The organism is Xanthomonas sp. F14 (assembly GCF_014199865.1).
Window position 1 is genome coordinate 46669 of sequence record NZ_JACHOM010000005.1, and the last position, 19993, is coordinate 66661.

The window sequence follows — 19993 nt, forward strand, 5'->3', positions numbered from 1 at the left end:
TTGCACACCGACCATCTCGACAGGTCATTGCCCGCCTATCGTCGCGGGACCTTACGCGGCATGGATGCCGCGTAAGAGCCTACACGGACGTACTTGCGGCGTGTCCTGCGATGGTAGGCGGGCAAGGGCCCTGCAACCAAGCTGCAGCCCCGCCGCGCGACAACTGATCCATCCCTGCCGTCCAACACGTCAAGGCAGCCGAACTTCCGGTCGCAGTGTCGTCTGGATGCGGTCAAACACGTGGGCTCTGGCCAAAAGCAAGTAAGGCGAGCGTGCATTTGCAGCTCGCATCACTGTGCCGCGTTTGAATGCACTGCCAGCAGCGATGCCCCGGCGTCATGCCAGCAATCGGCAAGCGACGGTGAGAGATGATGGCCAACCGCCATGCCGGCCGGCACGCGTCGGTCCGTGCAGACCGGCGCGCGTGCGGCATCGCTCAGTGCGCCGACGCCGGGCGCCGTGCCGCCGCGCGCTCTGCCCGGCGTGCACGCGCACGTGCGCGACGCGCCTTCCAGCGTTCGCTCAGGCAGGAGAAGATCACGTACAGCGCCGGGGTGCTGAGCAGGGTCAGGCTCTGCGAGAAGATCAGCCCGCCGATCATCGCGATGCCCAGCGGGCGACGCAGTTCGGAGCCCTCGCCCAGGCCGACCGCCAGCGGCACCGCGGCCAGGATCGCCACCATCGTGGTCATCATGATCGGGCGGAAGCGCACAATCGAGGCCTCGCGTGCGGCCGCGCGCGCATCCATGCCGTGCACGCGCTGCGCCACCAGCGCGAAGTCGATCATCATGATTGCGTTCTTCTTGACGATGCCGATCAGCAGCACCAGCGCGATCATCGAAATCACCGACAACTCGGTGTTGGTGAGGAACAACGCCAGTAGTGCGCCGACGCCGGCGGCCGGCAGCGTGGACAGGATGGTCACCGGATGGATCAGGCTCTCGTAGAGCATGCCCAGCACGATGTAGACGGTGAGCACCGCGGCCAGCAGCAACACGCCCATCGAGTTGGGGCTGAGTTGCACATTGAAGCTGTCATCGCCACTGAGGCGGATGCCGTCTGGCATGCGCAAGCCTTCCACGGTGGACTTGATGATCAGGTCCGCCTCGCCGGTGCTCACGCCCGGTGCGAGGTTGTAGCTCAGATCCATCGTGGTGTACTGGTTTTCGTGGACGATCTGCGGCGGCGCCAGCCCGGGCACCTGGGTGGCGACGGAGGTGATCGGCACCATCAGGCCGGCGCGGTTGGGCACGAAGACTTGGTCCAGCGCCTTGGGCGTTGCCGTTTGCGAGGGCAGTGCATTGACCACCACGCTGTACTGGTTGAGATCCGAATAGATGGTGGAAATGGAGCGCTGGCCGAAGGCGCCATACAGCGCGCCATCGATGGCACCGACCGAAATGCCCAGGCGCGCGGCCTTGGCGCGGTCGATCACGATGTTCTGGCGCAGACCCGATGTATCCACGTCGGTGCCGACATCGCGCAGGCGCGGATTCTTCTTCAACGCCGCCTGCAGTTTGGGCAGCCATTCCTGCAGCTGCGCCAGGTCGTTGCCCTGCAGCGAAACGCGGTACTGCGCACCCTGGCTGGTGCCGCCACCGCCGTCGCTGGGCAGGTCCTGGATCGCGCGCAGGCGCAGATCCAGATCCGGGTAACGGTCGGCCTTGGCGCTCAGGCGTGCGACCACCTGCGCGGTGGTGTCGCGGCGGCCTTCGTCGCGCTTCTTCAATTCGATATTGAACGAGGCGCTGGAACCCTGCCGGCCGGAGCCCAGCCGCGCGCCGACGGTCTTCACCGCCGGGTCGGCCATCAGCATGTCGGTGATGCGGCGCTGGCGGCTGACCATGTCGGCAAACGACACCGTGGCGCTGGAATTGGCGCGGCCCCAGATCAGGCCGGTGTCCTGCGCCGGGAACGAGCCCTTCTTGACTGCGCCGCCGAGAAAGACGGTGGCGGCGATCAACAGCAGCGGCGTCAGCGACAGCAGCAAGGCGTGCCGCAGCGAGAAATCCAGCGCCACCGTGTACACCGCGAGCATGCGCTCGTGCATGCGGTCCAGCCAGGCGCCGAAACGGCTGGGTTTTTCCGGCTCGGTGTGCGCGGACAGAAAGCGACTGCACAACGCCGGCGTCAGGGTCAGCGACACCAGCATCGACACCACGATCGCCGCCACCAGGGTCACGGTGAACTCGCGGAAGAACGCGCCGATCATGCCGCTGGCAAACAGCATCGGAATGAACACCGCCACCAGCGAGGCAGTGATCGACACGATGGTGAAGCCGATCTCGCGCGCACCGGCCAGTGCGGCATCCAGACGCGGCATGCCTTCGTCCAGATGACGCATGATGTTTTCGATCACCACGATCGCATCGTCGACCACAAAGCCAATGGCGATCACCAGCGCCAGCAGGCTGAGGTTATTCAAGGTGAAGCCCAGCATGTACATCACCAGTGCCGAGCCGGCCAGCGACAGCGGCACGGTGACCGCCGCGATCAGCGTCGGCGCCAGGCGGCGCAGGAACAGCGCCATGGTCAGGACCACCATCGCCAGGCTGATCAGTAGCGTGGCCTGCACCTCGTGCAGCGAGGCGCGGATGGTCGGGGTGCGGTCGAAGTAGGGCATCAGCTTGGTGCCGGGCTGCAGGTAGGCGCGTAGCTCGGGAATCTGCGCCTTCACCTGGTCCACGGTTTCGACGATGTTGGCGCCGGCGCGGGTGAAGGCATACATCACCACTGCCGGTTTGCCGTCGAACCAGGCTGCTTGATAGGCATCCTGCTGGCCGTCGTAGACGGTGGCCACGTCGCCCAGCCGCACGATGCGCCCGTTGGACTGGGTGGAGATCGCCAGCTGGGCGAAATCGGCGGCCTTGGATACCGAATCGTTGGCCACGATCGCCATGGTGGTGTTGCCGTCGGACAGGAATCCGGTCGGCGAGGTGACGTTGGCCGCGCGCACCGCATTGCGCAGATCGTCCGGGGTCAGGCCCAGCGCGTTGAGCGCGCGCAGATCCACATCCACGCGGACCGCCGGCGTGGAGGCGCCGGCGATGTCGACCGAACTGATGCCGGTGATCTGGCGCAGCCGTTGCGCCAGCAGCGAGTCGGCAACGTTGTAGAGCTCATCGGCCGATTGCGTGTCCGAGGTCAGCGCGATGGCGATGACCGGGTCGTCGTTCGGATTGGCTTTCGAATAGATCGGCGTGCCGAGCCCGGACGGCAGGTCCGATTGCGAGGAGTTGATCGCCGTCTGCACATCCTGCGCGGCCGAATCGATGTTGCGATTGCTCTGGAACACCAGCACCACCAGGCTGCTGCTCTCCGAACTGGAGGAGCGCATGCGGTCGATGCCGGGCAGCTGGCCCAGGTGGCGTTCCAGCGGTGCGGTGACGGTGGAGGCCATGGTGCTGGCATCGGCGCCGGACTGCGTGGCGTGCACGAAGATCACCGGAATCTGGATGTTCGGCAACGCCGCCACGCCCAGCCGCAGGTAGCACATCAATCCGATCACGAACAAACCGATCGCCAGCAGCGCGGTGCCGATCGGGCGCTTGATGAAGGGCGCGGAGATGTTCATGGGGTGACTGCCGGGAATCGGGATTCGGGATTCGGGAATCGGGAAAGGCAACAGCCAGCGCAGTTGCCATACGCGCGTGCGGGAAGGCGGTGCCGTGGGCAGGCAGACCGATCAGCGATGACGCCATCGGTCATCATGCCGGGCGCTCCGAAGTGGAGGCCGGGGGCACGCCGTCGCGGCGGGCGGCACGCCGCGCGCGCCAGTCACGCAGCCGCTCGCCGGCACGTTCCATGTACAGGTAGATCACCGGCGTGGTGTACAGCGTCACCAGCTGCGACAGCAGCAGGCCGCCGACGATGGCGATGCCGAGCGGACGCCGCAGTTCCGAGCCGATGCCGGTGCCCAGCGCCAGCGGCAGCGCGCCCAGCATTGCGGCGGCGGTGGTCATCATGATCGGGCGGAAACGCAGCAGGCAGGCGCGGCGGATCGCCTCGTGCGCGTTGGCGCCTTCGCGGCGGGCGTCGATGGCGAAGTCGATCATCATGATCGCGTTCTTCTTGACGATGCCGATCAGCAGCACGATGCCGACGATGCCGTCCACCGACAGGCTCAATCCGCACATCATCAGCGCCAGCAGCGCGCCGACGCCGGCCGGCGGCAGCGTGGAGATGATCGTCAGCGGGTGGATGTAGCTCTCGTAGAGCACGCCCAGCACGATGTAGATCACCACGATCGAGGCCAGCAGCAGCCATACGATATCGGTCTGGCTGCCGGTGAATTCGGCCGCCTTGCCGACGAACGCCGCATGCACCTGGGTGGGGATCTTCAGATCCTGGCGCGCCTGCTCGATCGCCTCCACCGCCTGCGACAGCGAATGGCCGGGCGCCAGATTGAACGAGATCGTGACCGCCGGCAGCTGTTGCTGGTGGCTGACCACCAACGGCGTGTTGGTGACCTTGGCCTCGGCCAGTGCGGCCAGCGGAATGATGCTGCCGGCGCCGACCACGATGCCGGTGTTCTGCGCGCCCACGCCGGTGGCGGTGGAGGAGTTGGACGAGGTCAGCTGGCCGAAGCTGGTGGCATTGGTGCCGGTCAGCGCGCCGCTGCCGTTGCTGGCCACCGCCAGCTGGTTCATCAAGGCGGTGCTGCTACGGAACTCCGGCGCCACTTCCAGCACCACCCGGTACTGATTGAGCTCGGTGAAGATGGTGGAGATCTGGCGTTGACCGAAGGCGTCGTACAGCGTGTCGTCGATGGTCTGCATCGGCACGCCGAGCATGCTGGCCTTGTCGCGATCGATACTCAGCTCCAGCGCCCGGCCCTGGTTGGCCAGGTTGTTGTCCACGTCGGCCAGCTCGGGCAGCTTGCGCATCGCCTCGGTCATGCGCCCGGCCCAGGTGGCCAGCTCGCTGCTGTCCACATCCGACATCGAATACTGGTACTCGGTGGCGGCCACGCGGGTGTCCAGGGTGACGTCCTGCACCGGCTTGAGGAACAGCGCCACGCCGGGAATGCCGGCCACCGCCTTTTGCAGGCGCGGCAGCACCTCGTCCAGGCCCTCGCGGTCGCCGCGCGTCTTCAGCACGATCGACAGCTGGCCCTGGTTGATGGTCGGGTTCATGGTGCCGGCACCGATGAAGGCGGCCACGCCGGTCACGGCAGGGTCTTTCTGCAGCGCCGCGGCCACCGCCTGGGTGCGCTGCTCCATCTGCGGGAACGCCACGTTCTGGTCGGCCTGCACCACGCCGGTGATCAGGCCGGTGTCCTGCTCGGGCAGCAGGCCCTTGGGGATCGCCATGTACAGCACCACGGTCAGCGCCACCGCGCCGATCGCCACCGCCAGGGTCAGCGGCTGGTGCGCCAGCACCCAGTCCAGGCTGCGCTCGTAGGCGCCCACGGTGCGCGTCCACAGGTTGGTCTTGCCGGCGGCCGCGGCGCGTTCGTGCGCGTCTTCGCCTTCGGGCAGGGCGTCGGGCTTGAGCAGGTAGGCGCACATCATCGGCGTCAGCGTCAGCGACACCAGCATCGAGATCACCACCGCAATCGACAGCACCCACGCAAACTCATGGAACAGCCGCCCGGTCACGCCCGGCATCAGCAGCAGCGGCAGGAACACCGCCACCAGCGACACGGTTAGCGACAGCACGGTGAAGCCGATCTGCTTGGCGCCGATCTCGGCCGCTTCCGGCCCGCTCTTGCCCTGTTCGATGTAGCGCACGATGTTTTCGATCATCACGATCGCATCGTCGACCACGAACCCGGTCGCCACCACCAGCGCCATCAGCGACAGGTTGTCCAGCGACATGCCGGCAAACGCCATCACCCCGAAGGTGCCGGCCAGCGACAGCGGCACCGCCACCGAGGGAATGATGGTGGCCCACAACCGGCGCAGGAACACGAAGATCACCGCCACCACCAGCGCGATGGTCAGCACCAGGGTGAACTTGACCTCGTGCACCGAGGCGCGGATGGTTTCGGTGCGGTCGGAGAACACCTCCAGGTGCACGTCGGCCGGCAGCACCGCCTGCAGCTGCGGCAGGATGCTGCGGATCTGCTCCACCGTCTGCACGATGTTGGCACCGGGCTGGCGGCGGATTTCCAGCAGCACCGCCGGCTTGCCGTCGGCCCAGGCGGCGAGCTGGTCGTTCTCCACCCCGTCGACCACCTTGGCCACATCGGCCAGCCGCACCGGGCGGCCGTTGCTGTAGCTGATGATGGTCTCGCGGTACTGCGCCGCATCGGTGAGCTGGTCGTTGGTGCCGATGCTGTAGGACTGGGTCTTGCCGTTGAGCGAGCCCTTGGGCGCGCTGACGTTGGTCTGGGTCAGCGCGCTGCGCAGCGATTCCATGGTCAGGCCCATGTTCGACAGCTGCGCCGGGTTGACCTGGATGCGCACCGCAGGCCGCACATTGCCGGCGATCGACACCAGGCCCACGCCCGGCACCTGCGACAGGCGCTGGGCCAGGATCGCATCGGCATAGCGGTTGACCTCGCGCAGCGGCAGCGAGTCGGAGGTGAGCTTGAGGGTCAGGATCGCCGCGTCGGCCGGATTGACCCGGTTGTAGACCGGTTGATACGGCAGCGACGAGGGCAGGGTGGCCTGACGGATCGCCGCCTGCACATCCTGCGCGGCGATGTCGATGTCGCGGTCCATCGAGAACTGCAGGATGATCGTGGACAGGCCTGCCGACGAATCGGAGGTCATCATCTGCAGCCCGGAGATCTGCCCGAACTGGCGCTCCAGCGGCGTGGTCACCAGCGAGGCCATGGTGGTCGCGTTGGCGCCGGGATACTGGGTGGTGACCACCAAGCTGGGCGCGTCGATCTCCGGCAGCGCCGAGACCGGCAATTGCCGGTAGCCCAGGATGCCCAGCAGCAGGATGCCCGCCATCAACAACGAGGTGGCGATGGGACGGCGGATGAAGATGGTCGAAAAGCCCACGGGGGGTGTCCTTGCTGAAGACGTCAATCGATGCCGGCGCGCGCAGCGCCGATGCACACCGGCGACGGAAGGCCCGTCGCCGGTGCTCGCGAGTTAGCGCGGACCGCCGCCGCCACGTCGGCCGCCGGCGCCGCCACGGCTCTTGTCCTGCGCGGCCTTGAGTTCGGCCTCGGTCGGCTCCGGCGGGGTCTCGCCCGGCTTGAGTGCGCTGACCTTGCTGCCCGGCTTGAGCCGGAACTGGCCTTCGGTCACCACGCGCTCGCCTGGCTTGAGCCCCTTGGTGACCTGCACATGGCTGTCGTCCACTTCCACGCCCTGCACCACGGTGCGCATCTGCGCGGTGTTGTCGTTGCCGACCACGTAGACGTAATCGCCGTCCGGGCCGCGCTGCACGGCCTGGGTCGGCACCACGGTGCCGCCGGAGATGGTGCGCAGCTGCAGGCGCACGTTGACGAACTGGCCCGGCCACAAGGCATTGTCGGTGTTGGCGAAGATCGCACGCGCACCGAAGGTGCCGCTGTCGGCGGCGATGCGGTTGTCGATCACCTCCAGCTTGCCGTCGCCGCTGATCACGTGCGCATCGCCGCGGTCCAGCGCTGCCACGTCCAGCGGGGCGGCCGCCTGGCCGCTGCGCACCGCCTGCAACTCGCGCTCGGGCAGGTTGAAGGACACGTAGATCGGGCGGATCTGGGTCAGGGTGACGATGGTGGAACTGGCGCTGACGATATTGCCCACGTCCACGCCGCGGATGCCGGCGATGCCGTCGATCGGCGCGGTCACGCGGGTGAACTGCAACTGCACCTGCGCCGAGCGCATCTGTGCATCGTTGGCCGATACCGCCGCCTCGTACTGCGCCACCTGATTACGCTGAGTATCCAGGTCTGTGCGCGAGACGTACTGCTTGTAGGCCGGGTCGTTGGAGCGCTGGTAGTTCACCCGCGAGGTCGCCAGCAGCGCCTGGTTCTGGCGCTTGGCCGCCAGTGCCTGGTCGTAGCTGGCCTGCAGGGTGCGCGGGTCGATCTGCGCCAGCAGCTCGCCCTTCTTCACTTCCTGGCCCTCCTTGAAATTCAGGCTCATCAGCTGGCCGCCGACCTGCGGGCTGACCGTGACGGTATTGAGCGCGGTCACCGTGCCCAGCGCGCTGGCGTAGACCGGCACATCCTGGGTGGTGGCGGCCACGACCGTGACCGGTACCGGGCCGCTGTTCTCGGTGCCATTGCCGTCCGGCGCGTCCGCCCGCTTGCCGTGGTTGCCCCCACCGAACATCCGCATTGCGACGAACACCACGACGAGCACCGCTACGACCAGCAGTGTGATCTTCCAAAAACGCGACATGCGACAACTCCTGAGGGCGGGCCGGGCGCTGGTGCGACCGTGGGGCGGCTGTGCGAAGCATATCGTTGCGATCAGGCAATTGAGCGTTACTGAAGTAACGGCCCGCCGGACGAAACGACTGCAGCGTTCACAGATGCAATGCAGCGGCAACGCGTCAGGGCCGATGTGGTTGACCGCAGGACTGAATCGAGCCCCACTGCAGCCCACCGAGCGTGCACCTGCACTACATTAAGCAACCATCTTTAGAGGATTGCTGATGCGCCACTCCCGCCTGCTGACCAGCGCGTTGCTGCTCGCCCTGCCCACCCTGGCCGCCGCCCAGGCCGCGCCCCGGCCCGACGTCCAGGCCGCCGCCGCGCCGTTGCAGAGCAAGCTGGTGCAGTGGCGCCGCGACTTCCACCAGCACCCGGAGCTGTCCAACCGCGAGGAGCGCACCGCCGCCACCGTGGCCGCGCAGCTGCGCAAGCTCGGCCTCAAGCCGCGTACCGGCATCGCCCATCACGGCGTGGTGGCCATCATCAAGGGCGGCAAGCCGGGTCCGAAGATCGCCTTGCGCGCGGACATGGATGCCTTGCCGGTCAAGGAGCAGACCGGCCTGCCGTACGCCTCCAAGGTCACTGCCGAGTACCGCGGCGAGCAGGTCGGGGTGATGCATGCCTGCGGCCACGACGCCCACACCGCGATCCTGCTCGGAGTGGCCGAAGCGCTGGTCGGCATGCGCGAGCAGCTGCCTGGCGAAGTGATGCTGATCTTCCAGCCCTCCGAAGAGGGCGCGCCCGGCAACGAGGAGGGCGGCGCCTCGCTGATGCTCAAGGAAGGCCTGTTCGCCGACTTCAAGCCACAGGCGGTGTTCGGCCTGCATGTGTTCTCCAGCGTGCAGGCCGGCAAGATTGCGGTGCGCAGCGGCCCCCTGATGGCCGCCTCGGACCGGTTTGCGATCAAGATGATCGGCCGCCAGACGCATGGCTCGGCGCCGTGGAACGGCATCGACCCGATCGTGGCCAGCGCCGACATGATCGGTGCCGCGCAGACCGTGATCAGCCGCCGCGCCAACCTGTCCAAACAACCGGCGGTGTTGAGCTTCGGCGCGATCAAGGGCGGCATCCGCTACAACATCATCCCCGACGACGTGGAAATGGTCGGCACCATCCGCACCTTCGACGAAGCCATGCGCCAGCAGATCTTCGCCGACCTCAAGACGGTGGCCGAGCACACCGCCGCCGCCCACGGGGCCAAGGTTGAGGCGCAGGTACCGGACCAGCCCGGCAACCCGGCCACGGTCAACGACCCGGCGCTGACCGCCAGGATGCTGCCCAGCCTGCAGGCCGTGGTCGGCGCCGACAATGTCTACGAGCCGCCGCTGCAGATGGGCGCGGAAGATTTCTCCTTCTATGCCCAGCAGGTGCCGTCGATGTTCTTCTTCGTCGGCTCCACCGCCAAGGGCATCGACCCGGCCACCGCGCCCAGCAACCATTCGCCGCAGTTCCTGCTCGACGAATCGTCGCTGGATGTGGGTCTGCGCGCGCTGTTGCAGGTGTCGCTGGATTACCTGCATCAGGGGGAGGCTGGCTGATTCGGGAATCGGGAATCGGGAATCGGGAATCGTGTGCAGTTGCGCGGTCTCCGCTGAGCGTTGGTGATCGTGTGGCGCAGCGGGCCGCTTGACGGCCCGCTGCTTCTGTCGCCAGCTCGCTCCAGCGTCCCGCTATACACCTCACGGCCAGCCCGCTCGGCCTAAAATGGCGCGATGAATACCCCAGAAGATTCCACCCTCGGTCGTGAGGTCGCCTATCCCAGCGGCTACGATCCGTCGCTGTTGTTCCCGATTCCGCGCGCGGCCGGGCGCGAGGCGATCGGCCTGACGGGGGCCTTGCCCTTCATCGGCCGCGACCGCTGGCATGCCTACGAACTCAGCTGGCTCGATGCGCAGGGCAAGCCGTGCGTGGCCACCGCCACCTTGCACGTGCCCAGCGAGTCGCCGTCGTTGATCGAATCCAAGTCGCTCAAGCTGTATCTCAATTCGCTCAATGCCACCCGCTTCAATAGCGCCGAAGCGGTGCGTATGCGCATCGCCTCCGACCTGTCCACGCGCGCCGGTGCCGATGTGGTGGTGGAATTCGGTCTGCCGCCGATCGATGCGGTGGGTGAGGGCGAGTCGATCGACGCACTGGATGTCAGCATCGACGATTACGGCCCGCCCAATGCCGCATATCTGGCGGCGCACGCACAACCAGTGGTGGAAGAAGTGCTGACCTCGGCCCTGCTCAAGTCCAATTGCCCGGTCACCGGTCAACCGGATTGGGCCAGCGTCACGTTGCGCTACCGCGGCGCCCCGATCGACCGCGAAGGCCTGCTGCGTTATCTGGTGAGTTTCCGCGACCACGCCGAGTTTCACGAGCAATGCGTGGAGCGTATCTTCCATGACGTGCTGCTCCGCTGTGCGCCCGAATGGTTGGTGGTGGAAGCGCGCTATACCCGCCGTGGCGGGCTGGACATCAACCCCTTGCGCAGTTCGCCCAGCGTGCCGACACCGCTGTCGATCTTCCGCGACCTGCGCCAGTAATCGCGCCCATTCAAGGCTCGCGCCAGCTTCACGGTGGCGCGATCCACGCTTAACAGCGCGCCGCGCACCCTGCAGTCATCGTGATGCAAAGGGATTGCGGCAATGAATGTCGACAAGAAAGCAGATTTTTCCAACGTGACGTCCTCGGTCGACAGCACCGCAGACGTCGCGCCAGCAGCGGACTTCTCAAACGTGCGTACCAGCGTGCAGAGCACTGCGCAGCTGGTCAGCGAATCGGTCACCGTGCAGGCGGGCGACAGTCTGTCCAGCATCGCCAAGCGCCACTACGGCGACGGCAACCTGTGGCCGCGGATTTTCGAGGCCAACCGCGAAACGCTCAAGGATCCGGACAAGATATTTCCCGGTCAGGTGCTGCAGTTGCCGCCGAAGTCATAGGCGCACCGCACCCCTGGCACCTTTCGAAACCCACTTTCATTCTGATATCCGGAGATTGATCCATGCGTACTACATCCGTTTCTAGCACCCTCGCCATTGCCCTTGCCAGCGTTCTCGCCCTGTCGGGCTGCAGCAAGAAGGCCGACGACGACAGCGTGTCCAAGGATCCGACCTCCGGGGCTGCCACCGAGGCGATGCCAGGCCCGGCCGCAACACCGCCGGCGAGCGATCAGGCGGGCCAGAGCACCGCGACCGGCGCTGCCAGCACCGATACCGCAGCCGCAATGGGTTCGGCAGTCACGGTGTCAAGCGTGGTGGTCGGCACCACGGCGACCGCCGACAAGTCGGTGACCCCGTCGGCCAATATCGGCAGCAAAGACACCATCATTGTCTCGGTGAAAACCGATGGCAGCGCGAGCAATGTGGCGGTCGCAGCCAAGCTCACCTATCAGGATGGCCAGGTGGCCGGCGAGCAGAATGCCACTTTGACCACGACTGGCCCGGAAACCACCAACCTCAGCTTCAGCAAGCCAGATGGCTGGCCGACCGGCAGCTACACCGCGCAGGTCATGGTGGATGGCAAGCCGGCGGGTACTCCGCAGACCATCACGGTCAAGTAAGCAGCCACGCGAGCAGCCAGTCTGCTGATAGGGATGCGTGCTCGCAACCTGGGTAGACTGATCCCAAGCGTGTCGGACACGTGCGTCCATCGCGCTGTCACAACGCTCATCAAGCAGGCCATCGGGGCGCGATCACACGATCGCGCCCTTTTTTCTGCGTAATTCTCTCAGCCGGCACATTCGTTACAGCTGCATCCATCGCATTGACCGAGTGGCGGGATGGAGCATCCGCCTGTGGTCGCTTTACCCGAGCGCGGCTCAGACGCGACAATGCCGTGCTGATCCATCGCCGCGTTCCACGCGCCGGCCGATCGGCGTGCCAACAGCGACCCCCGTCGCGCACGCCAACGCCAGTGCCAACAACGCCGGCGCTCCTTCCGACCACACGAGCCATCGCACCTTATGTCGAAGACACCGAAGATCATCTACACGCTCACCGACGAAGCACCGTATCTGGCCACGCAGTCGCTGCTGCCGATCATCGATGCCTACACCAATACTGCCGGCATCGTGGTCGAAACCCGCGACATCTCGCTGGCCGGCCGCATCCTGTCGCTGTTCCCCGAGCACCTGAGCGACGCGCAGAAGATCGCCGACGACCTCGGTGAGCTGGGCGAGCTGGCCACCACGCCGGAAGCCAACATCATCAAGCTGCCCAACATCAGCGCCTCGGTGCCGCAGCTCAAGGCCGCTATCGCCGAACTGCAGGGCCAGGGCTATGCGCTGCCGGCGTATCCGGACACGCCCAAGGACGATGCCGAAAAGGACGTCAAGGCGCGCTACGACAGGGTCAAGGGCAGCGCGGTCAATCCGGTTTTGCGCGAAGGCAACTCCGACCGTCGCGCGCCGCTGTCGGTTAAGAATTACGCGCGCAAGCATCCGCACCGCATGGGCAAGTGGAGCAGCGATTCGAAGTCGCACGTGGCCCATATGGACGACGGCGATTTCTTCGGCAGCGAGCAATCCGCCACCGTGGCGGCCGCCGGCGCGTTGAAGATCGAGTTCGTCGGCAACGACGGCAGCAGCAGCGTGTTGAAGGACAAGGTGGCGGTCAAGGCCGGCGAGATCGTCGATGCCGCGGTGCTGAGCAAGCGCGCGCTGGCCAGCTTTATCGACGCGCAGATCGCCGATGCCAAGGCCAAGGATGTGCTGTTCTCGGTGCATCTGAAAGCCACCATGATGAAGGTCTCCGACCCGGTGCTGTTCGGCGTGGTGGTCGGCGAGTTCTACAAGGACACGCTGAGCAAGCATGCCGAAGCGCTCGCGTCGGTCGGCTTCGATCCCAACAACGGCATCGGCGACCTGTACGCACGCATCGCCACCCTGCCGGACGACCAGCAGGCGCAGATCAAGGCCGATATCCAGGCCGAATACGCGCAGCGCCCGGCCCTGGCCATGGTCAATTCGGACAAGGGCATCACCAACCTGCATGTGCCCAGCGACGTGATCGTCGATGCGTCGATGCCGGCGATGATTCGCGACTCCGGTCAGATGTGGAATGCCGAAGGCAAGCTGCAGGACACCAAGGCAGTGATCCCGGATCGCTGCTACGCCGATGTCTATCAGGCGGTGATCGACGACTGCAAGGCGCATGGCGCTTTCGATCCGTCCACCATGGGCTCGGTGCCCAACGTCGGCCTGATGGCGCAGAAGGCCGAGGAATACGGCTCGCACGACAAGACCTTCCAGATTGCCGCCGCCGGGACCGTCAAGGTCACCGACGACACCGGCGCCACCGTGTTCGAACATGCGGTGGAAGCCGGCGACCTGTGGCGCATGTGCCAGGTCAAGGACGCGCCGATCCAGGACTGGGTCAAGCTGGCTGTGGAGCGCGCGCGCCTGAGCGAGACGCCTGCGGTGTTCTGGCTGGACAAGGCCCGCGCGCACGATGCGCAGGTCATCGCCAAGGTCGAAACCTATCTGAAGGATCACGACACCAACGGCCTGGATATCCGCATCTTGCCGCCGGTGGAAGCGACCACCTTCTCGCTGGAGCGCATCCGCAAGGGCCAGGACACCATCTCGGTCACCGGCAACGTGCTGCGCGACTACCTCACCGACCTGTTCCCGATCCTGGAGCTGGGCACCAGCGCCAAGATGCTGTCGATCGTGCCGCTGATGGCCGGTGGCGGCCTGTTCGAGACCGGTGCCGGTGGCTCGGCGCCCAAGCACGTGCAGCAGTTCGTCGAACAGAACAGCCTGCGCTGGGATTCGCTGGGCGAGTTCCTGGCCCTGGCCGCCTCGCTGGAGCATCTGGGCAACCGCTACGACAATCCGTCGGCCACGGTGCTGGCCAAGGCGCTGGACGTCGCTAACGGTCAGTTCCTGGACAACAACAAGTCGCCAGCGCGCAAGGTCGGTGAACTGGACAACCGCGGCAGCCACTTCTATCTGGCGATGTACTGGGCGCAGGCCCTGGCTGCGCAGACCGAGGACACCGCCCTGCAGGCCAAGTTCGTACCGCTGGCCAAGGCCCTGACCGAGAACGAAGCCACCATCGTGGCCGAGCTCAACGGCGCCCAGGGCAAGCCGGTCGAGATCGGCGGCTACTATCACCCCGATCTGGCCAAGGTCAGCGAGGCGATGCGCCCGAGCAAGACCTTCAACGACGTGTTGGCCACGCTGAAGGCCTGATCCAGCGCACCGCCTGGCGGTGCGTCCAGCAGGTGCAACAGGCAGGGCCCGCCTCGATGAGGGGCGGGCCTTGTCGTTTCCGGCGTTTGCGCGCAACAGCGAGAACACGGTCGTCGCGTGCCAGGCCTCACGACCTGGCAATGCCGTGCCTGCGAGAGAGCCTGCGCCTCGGTGCGAGCAGTCTCGGCATTTGGCTGACTGTGCGCCTGTTCGATGGATCATTTGTCTCCGCTGCACGCCGCAACATGCGCTGGGTACACTGCCGGCATGAGCCAGCTCCCGTTACCGCCACAGTCCGAGCGCCGTGCGCTGGCGATCGCCCATGCCGTGTACGACGCCTTCGAGGATTACCACGCCCGGTTTGCCGAGATCACCGCACGCGCCAAACAGCGCTTCGAAACGCGCGACTGGAGCGGCGCGCGCGATGATGCGGTGGCGCGGATCGCGCTGTACGACCAGTACATCAGCGAATGCATGCTGCGCTTGCGTGCGGTGCTGCTGGGGCAGGCGCACGATCGCGCGCTGTGGATGCGTGCACGCGTGCATTACGCCGCGCTGCTGAGCGGGCTGATCGACCAAGAGCTGTACAAGACCTTCTACAACACCCTGACCCGGCGTTACTTCGGCACCCACGGCGTGGATGCGGAGATCGAATTCATCGCGCTGGATATCGAGCCGACCGACGCGATCACGGTGCCGGTTGCGCGGCACACCTATGCGGTCTCGCCCGGCCGGCTGACCGACATGCTGGTGCGCGTGCTCGGCGATTATTCCTTCGACGTTCCGTATGCGCATCGCACCCGCTGTGCAGCGGCGATCGCGGTGCGCCTGCTCGATGATCTCGCGCACTGGGGCGAGCACCCGGTGCGCAGCGTGGAATTGCTGGAGACGGTGTTCTATCGCGAACGGCGCGCCTACCTGGTCGGCCGCGTGTTCGGCGAACATCGCTTCTCGCCATGCGTCATCGCCCTGGTCAACGACGACGCCGGCCTGCGAGCAGAAGCGGTGCTGACCCGGCGTAGCGACGTCGCGCAATTGTTCAGCAACTCGCGCAGTTACTTCCAGGCCGATCTGGCCACCGTCGGCGACGCAGTGGTGTTCTTACGCAGCCTGCTCACCCACAAGCCGGTCGACGAGCTGTACACGATGCTCGGGCGCGCCAAGCAGGGCAAGACCGAACGCTATCGCACGTTTTTCAGCCATTTCCAGGCGCATCCCTCCGAGCAGCTGGTGCATGCCGACGGCACGCCCGGCATGGTCATGGTGGTATTTACCCTGCCCAGTTATCCGCTGGTGTTCAAACTGATTCGCGACCGCTTTGCCTATCCCAAGACCATGAGTCGCGCGCAGGTCGAAGGCAAATACGAGCTGGTGTTCCAGCTCGATCGCATCGGTCGCCTGCTGGACGCGCAGCCGTATCGCTTCCTGCGGTTTCCCAAATCGCGTTTCTCGCCCGCGTTGCTGGACGAGCTGCAGACCAGCTGTGCGACGAGCCTGAGCGAAGATGGCCAGGACGTGCTGATCGCGCTGTGCTACGTGCAGCGCCGCCTGCGCCCGCTCAATCTCTACCTGCGCGAACAGCTGCCCGAAGCCGCGCATGCGGCCGCGCTGGACTACGGCCAGGCGATCAAGGACATGGCGCGCAACAATATCTTTCCCGGCGACATGCTGCTGAAGAACTTCGGTATCACCCGCCATCAGCGCGCGGTGTTCTACGACTACGACGAGCTGTGCCTGATCACCGAATGCACCTTCCGCGACTGGCCGACCGCCACCACCTATGAAGAACAGATGGCTGCCGAGCCCTGGTTCCACGTCGGCCCGCGCGATGTGTTCCCCGAGCGCTTCGCGCTATTCATGGGCTTGCCGCCCTCGCAGCTGGAAGCGGTCAAGCACCTGCACCCGGAACTGTTCGACCCGCAGTGGTGGCGCGACCTGCAAACCCGCCTGCGCGAGGACGACTACCCCGACACCCCGCCCTACGCAGACTCGCGAAAACTGGCCTGACGATTTACGCGTATGCGCCCAGCTGGTACAACGAAACTCAATAACCATGGAGTGCGGTCATGCAGTGGAAGCAACGCTTGGGCTTGGGCATTTTGTTGGCAATGGCGAATGTCAGCGGCGTGCAGGCAGTTCCCAGTGCCGCGCAGGTACAGGCACAGATGGAGGCCAGCATGAATATCGCAGGCGAATTGACGCTGACGCCGCACGGTACCGTTACGGAGGTCAAGCTCACCGACGAAGCAAGCCTGCCGCCAGTGGTCCGCGACCGCGTCAAACAATCGATCGCTTCCTGGCGCTTTGACCCTGTCAAAGACGATGGAAGCGCCTTGCCCGCGCAATTGCTGATGAATCTGCTGCTTGTCGCCAAGCCGGCCGATAACGGCACCTATTCCGTATCGATTCGCAGCGCGCATTTCGGCAGCCAGGAGCAAGCTGCAGCCAGCGTCGCTGCCAAGGACATGCCGGCACCTGCGTACCCTGAGCATGCGTTTCGAGAAGGTGTGACCGGGGTGGTCTATCTGCTGCTCAAGGTCGGGCGCGATGGCAAGGTCGAAGATCTGGTCGCCGAGCAGGTCAACCTGACCACGCTGGCGCCGGAATCCAAGCGCCCGCGCTGGCGCAAGGCGTTTGCCGACGTTGCAATCGCCAAGGCGCGAGGCTGGACATTTGTGCCGCCAACGCAAGGCGCCGAGGCCGACGCGCCGTACTGGGTCATGCGGGTTCCGGTCACCTTCGCCATCGAATCCTGGCCAGGCAATTCGATCGCTGCAAAGCAAGCCAAAAAGTGGCAATCCTATCTGCCGGGCCCGCGTCAGCCGGCGCCCTGGCACGAGCAGCGCGATGCGTCGGCATCGACCGACAGTCCGGATGCGCTGCCGGGCAGTGGCTTGTTCTCCGCACGCGGAGAAGGTGTGCGGCTGGTGACGCCGCTGCAAGGAACTTAAGCGCGAAGCCAACATCAGCGCGGCTGGCGAAGCTACCTCACGCCTGTTGCTTGCAGAGCGGATGGTCTTGATCGTTCGCTGCCGGACGGCTTATCAGGGCTTGGCTACAAGGCCGCTGATCTGCCAGTTGGCTGCAGGGCCCTTGTCCGCCCACCCTCGCGGGACACGCCGCAAGTACGTCCTTGTAGGCTCTTACGCGGCATCCATGCCGCGTAAGGTCCCGCGACGATGGGCGGGCAAGGACCCGTCGAGATGGTCGGTGTGCATGTTTGCGAGCAGAGCATGAGGTTTGTTGTTTGAGTCACAGCGCGTCCCACCAGCGTTCCATTTCAAGCCGAGAGAAGGCAGGCTTTTCAACAAGCACCCTGCAAAACCTTCTGGCATCCCTACGCAGACGCGGCGATAGGCAGGTGTTGGCCCCGCCGATCAACTTCCTGGTGCGGTGTCCTCGCCGCTTGCGGGACCGCGGGCGGCGAGGATGCCGCTCCCGAGCCTACACGTACGTATCTGCAGTGTGTCCCGCGAGCGGCGAGGGCGCCGCGCACTCGACCAACCAGGCTTGTGACTGCAAGCAACCACGCACCCACAAAAAAAGCCCCGCAATGCGGGGCTTTTTCTTGTCGAGAATACCGACCGACTCAGCGCTTCATCGAACTGAAGAACTCGTCGTTGGACTTGGTGGTCTTCATCTTGTCCAGCAGGAATTCCATTGCCGCGATTTCGTCCATCGGGTGCAGCAGCTTGCGCAGGATCCAGATCTTCTGCAGCAGCTCCGGCTCGATCAGCAGGTCTTCGCGACGCGTGCCCGAGCGGTTGATGTCGATCGCCGGGTACACGCGCTTTTCGGTGATGCGACGGTTCAGATGCACTTCGCTGTTGCCGGTGCCCTTGAACTCTTCGTAGATCACCTCGTCCATCTTGCTGCCGGTTTCCACCAGCGCCGTGGCGATGATGGTCAGCGAGCCGCCCTCTTCCACGTTACGGGCCGCACCGAAGAAGCGCTTCGGACGGTGCAGCGCGTTGGCGTCCACACCACCGGTGAGCACCTTGCCGGAGCTGGGCACCACGTTGTTGTAGGCGCGTGCCAGACGGGTGATCGAGTCGAGCAGGATCACCACGTCCTTCTTGTGCTCGACCAGGCGCTTGGCACGCTCGATCACCATCTCGGCGACCTGCACGTGGCGCGCGGCCGGTTCGTCGAAGGTGGAGGAGATGACCTCGCCGCGCACGGTGCGCTGCATTTCGGTCACTTCTTCCGGGCGCTCGTCGATCAGCAGCACGATCATGTGCACTTCGGGATGATTGCTGGTGATGGCCGTGGCCACCTGCTGCATCATCATCGTCTTACCGGCCTTGGGCGGGGAGACGATCAGCGCGCGCTGGCCTTTACCCTGCGGCGCCATCAGGTCCAGGATGCGGCCGGTGATGTCCTCGGTCGATCCATCGCCACGCTCCAGACGGAAGCGGCGACGCGGGAACAGCGGGGTCAGGTTCTCGAACAGCACCTTGTTCTTGCTGGCTTCCAGCGGCTCGCCATTGATGGTGTCGACGATCGACAGCGCGAAATAGCGTTCGCCGTCCTTCGGGAAGCGGATACGGCCGGACAGGTGATCGCCGGTCCGCAGGTTGAAGCGGCGGATCTGGCTGGGCGAGATATAGGTGTCGTCCGGGCCGGCCAGGTAGCTGGCTTCTGCGGCACGCAGGAAGCCGAAGCCGTCGGGCAGGATTTCCAGTACACCGTCGGCGGCAACGCCTTCGCCGTGGCGGGTCAGCACCTTGAGCAGGGCGAAGATCACGTCCTGCTTGCGCGCGCGCGCCACGCCTTCCTGGATGTTGAGCTGGTCGGCGATATCCAGCAGCTTCTGTGCCGGCATCCGCTTGAGATCGCTCAGCGAGTAGGCCGGGAAGCCTTCCGGCACGGCCGGGTGCGGGCGCGCGACGAACGGCTCGTTGCTGCCATCGGACGACGGCATGCCACCACCACCTTCGTTACCGAAGCGGTCGCGTCCACGGTCGCGGCGGTTGCGGAAGCGGTCACGGCGGTTGCCCTGCTGGTTCTGCCCCTGGCCCTGGCCTTGCTGATGCTGGCCGCCATTCTGGGCTTGGTCCTGACCCTGGCCCTGACCTTGCGCCTGGGGCTGAGCCTGGTTCTGGCCCTGGCCACGGTGCTGCGCCTGATTTTGGTTCTGCTGCTGCTGCGCCTGATTGAAGCGCTGCTGCTGTGTCTGGCCGCCCTCGCGGGAGTCGCCATGGGTGTCGCCGCCCTGGTTGGCGCTGGGGGCGTTACCGGCATAGGACGCGCCATCGCCGGACGTCTGCGCCGGTGCCGAATCGGCAGCGTGCGACGGGGCCTGCGGGGCACGTGGAGCGTCGGGTGCGGGGCTGGCGGGCAAGGGCAGGTTGGGCTGCTGCGCGCCACCGTCGTCGGTGGCAGCGGCGGTCTTGCTCACGCGCGGCTTGCGCACGCGCTTCTCGACAGGAGCGTCGACGCTGCTCCCGGTATCGGAGGAAGGATGATCGGACAAGTGCGTGATTCCT

11 protein-coding genes are annotated in these 19993 nt (G+C 65.7%); 7 read left to right on the forward strand and 4 right to left on the reverse strand.

Features of this window, described 5'->3' with window-relative positions:
• Window positions 1-436: 436 nt before the first annotated feature.
• From GGR73_RS16840 to GGR73_RS16850, 3 genes are all read right to left on the reverse strand, one after another.
• Window positions 437-3574 carry an efflux RND transporter permease subunit gene (locus GGR73_RS16840; RefSeq protein WP_184458028.1) on the reverse strand — a complete coding sequence of 1046 codons (3138 nt, stop codon included), beginning with the start codon at window positions 3572-3574 and terminating at the stop codon, window positions 437-439.
• 133 nt (window positions 3575-3707) lie between these two features.
• The gene (locus tag GGR73_RS16845) at window positions 3708-6956 is read right to left on the reverse strand and encodes an efflux RND transporter permease subunit (protein WP_181141072.1); all 3249 of its coding nucleotides are present in this window, start codon (window positions 6954-6956) and stop codon (window positions 3708-3710) included.
• Window positions 6957-7049: 93 nt separating this feature from the next.
• A complete protein-coding gene (locus GGR73_RS16850) occupies window positions 7050-8291 on the reverse strand; it encodes an efflux RND transporter periplasmic adaptor subunit (RefSeq protein WP_046344730.1) in 1242 nt (413 codons plus the stop codon).
• 256 nt (window positions 8292-8547) lie between these two features.
• Between GGR73_RS16850 and GGR73_RS16855 the strand changes: the two genes are divergently transcribed.
• The 7 genes from GGR73_RS16855 to GGR73_RS16885 all read left to right on the forward strand — a co-directional run bounded on the left by GGR73_RS16855 (window position 8548) and on the right by GGR73_RS16885 (window position 17455).
• Window positions 8548-9864: a M20 family metallopeptidase gene (locus GGR73_RS16855; RefSeq protein WP_046344728.1), complete on the forward strand. Its 1317-nt coding sequence runs from the start codon at window positions 8548-8550 to the stop codon at window positions 9862-9864.
• 174 nt (window positions 9865-10038) lie between these two features.
• Window positions 10039-10854 (forward strand): NADPH-dependent 7-cyano-7-deazaguanine reductase QueF, encoded by an 816-nt coding sequence (queF, locus tag GGR73_RS16860; protein WP_054591073.1) that lies wholly within the window; start codon window positions 10039-10041, stop codon window positions 10852-10854.
• A 102-nt stretch (window positions 10855-10956) separates the two neighbouring features.
• Window positions 10957-11250, forward strand: coding sequence for a LysM peptidoglycan-binding domain-containing protein (locus tag GGR73_RS16865; protein ID WP_024938877.1), 294 nt, complete (start codon window positions 10957-10959; stop codon window positions 11248-11250).
• A gap of 62 nt (window positions 11251-11312) precedes the next feature.
• Window positions 11313-11870, forward strand: a complete 558-nt coding sequence (locus GGR73_RS16870; RefSeq protein ID WP_184458030.1) for a hypothetical protein — start codon at window positions 11313-11315, stop codon at window positions 11868-11870.
• Window positions 11871-12272: 402 nt separating this feature from the next.
• Window positions 12273-14504, forward strand: coding sequence for an NADP-dependent isocitrate dehydrogenase (locus tag GGR73_RS16875; RefSeq protein ID WP_184458032.1), 2232 nt, complete (start codon window positions 12273-12275; stop codon window positions 14502-14504).
• A 267-nt stretch (window positions 14505-14771) separates the two neighbouring features.
• A complete protein-coding gene (aceK, locus tag GGR73_RS16880) occupies window positions 14772-16511 on the forward strand; it encodes a bifunctional isocitrate dehydrogenase kinase/phosphatase (RefSeq protein ID WP_104575630.1) in 1740 nt (579 codons plus the stop codon).
• A 59-nt stretch (window positions 16512-16570) separates the two neighbouring features.
• Window positions 16571-17455: a hypothetical protein gene (locus GGR73_RS16885; RefSeq protein ID WP_184458034.1), complete on the forward strand. Its 885-nt coding sequence runs from the start codon at window positions 16571-16573 to the stop codon at window positions 17453-17455.
• Window positions 17456-18093: 638 nt separating this feature from the next.
• Here GGR73_RS16885 and rho read toward each other — a convergent pair.
• Window positions 18094-19980, reverse strand: a complete 1887-nt coding sequence (gene rho / locus GGR73_RS16890; RefSeq protein WP_184458036.1) for a transcription termination factor Rho — start codon at window positions 19978-19980, stop codon at window positions 18094-18096.
• Window positions 19981-19993 lie beyond the last annotated feature (13 nt).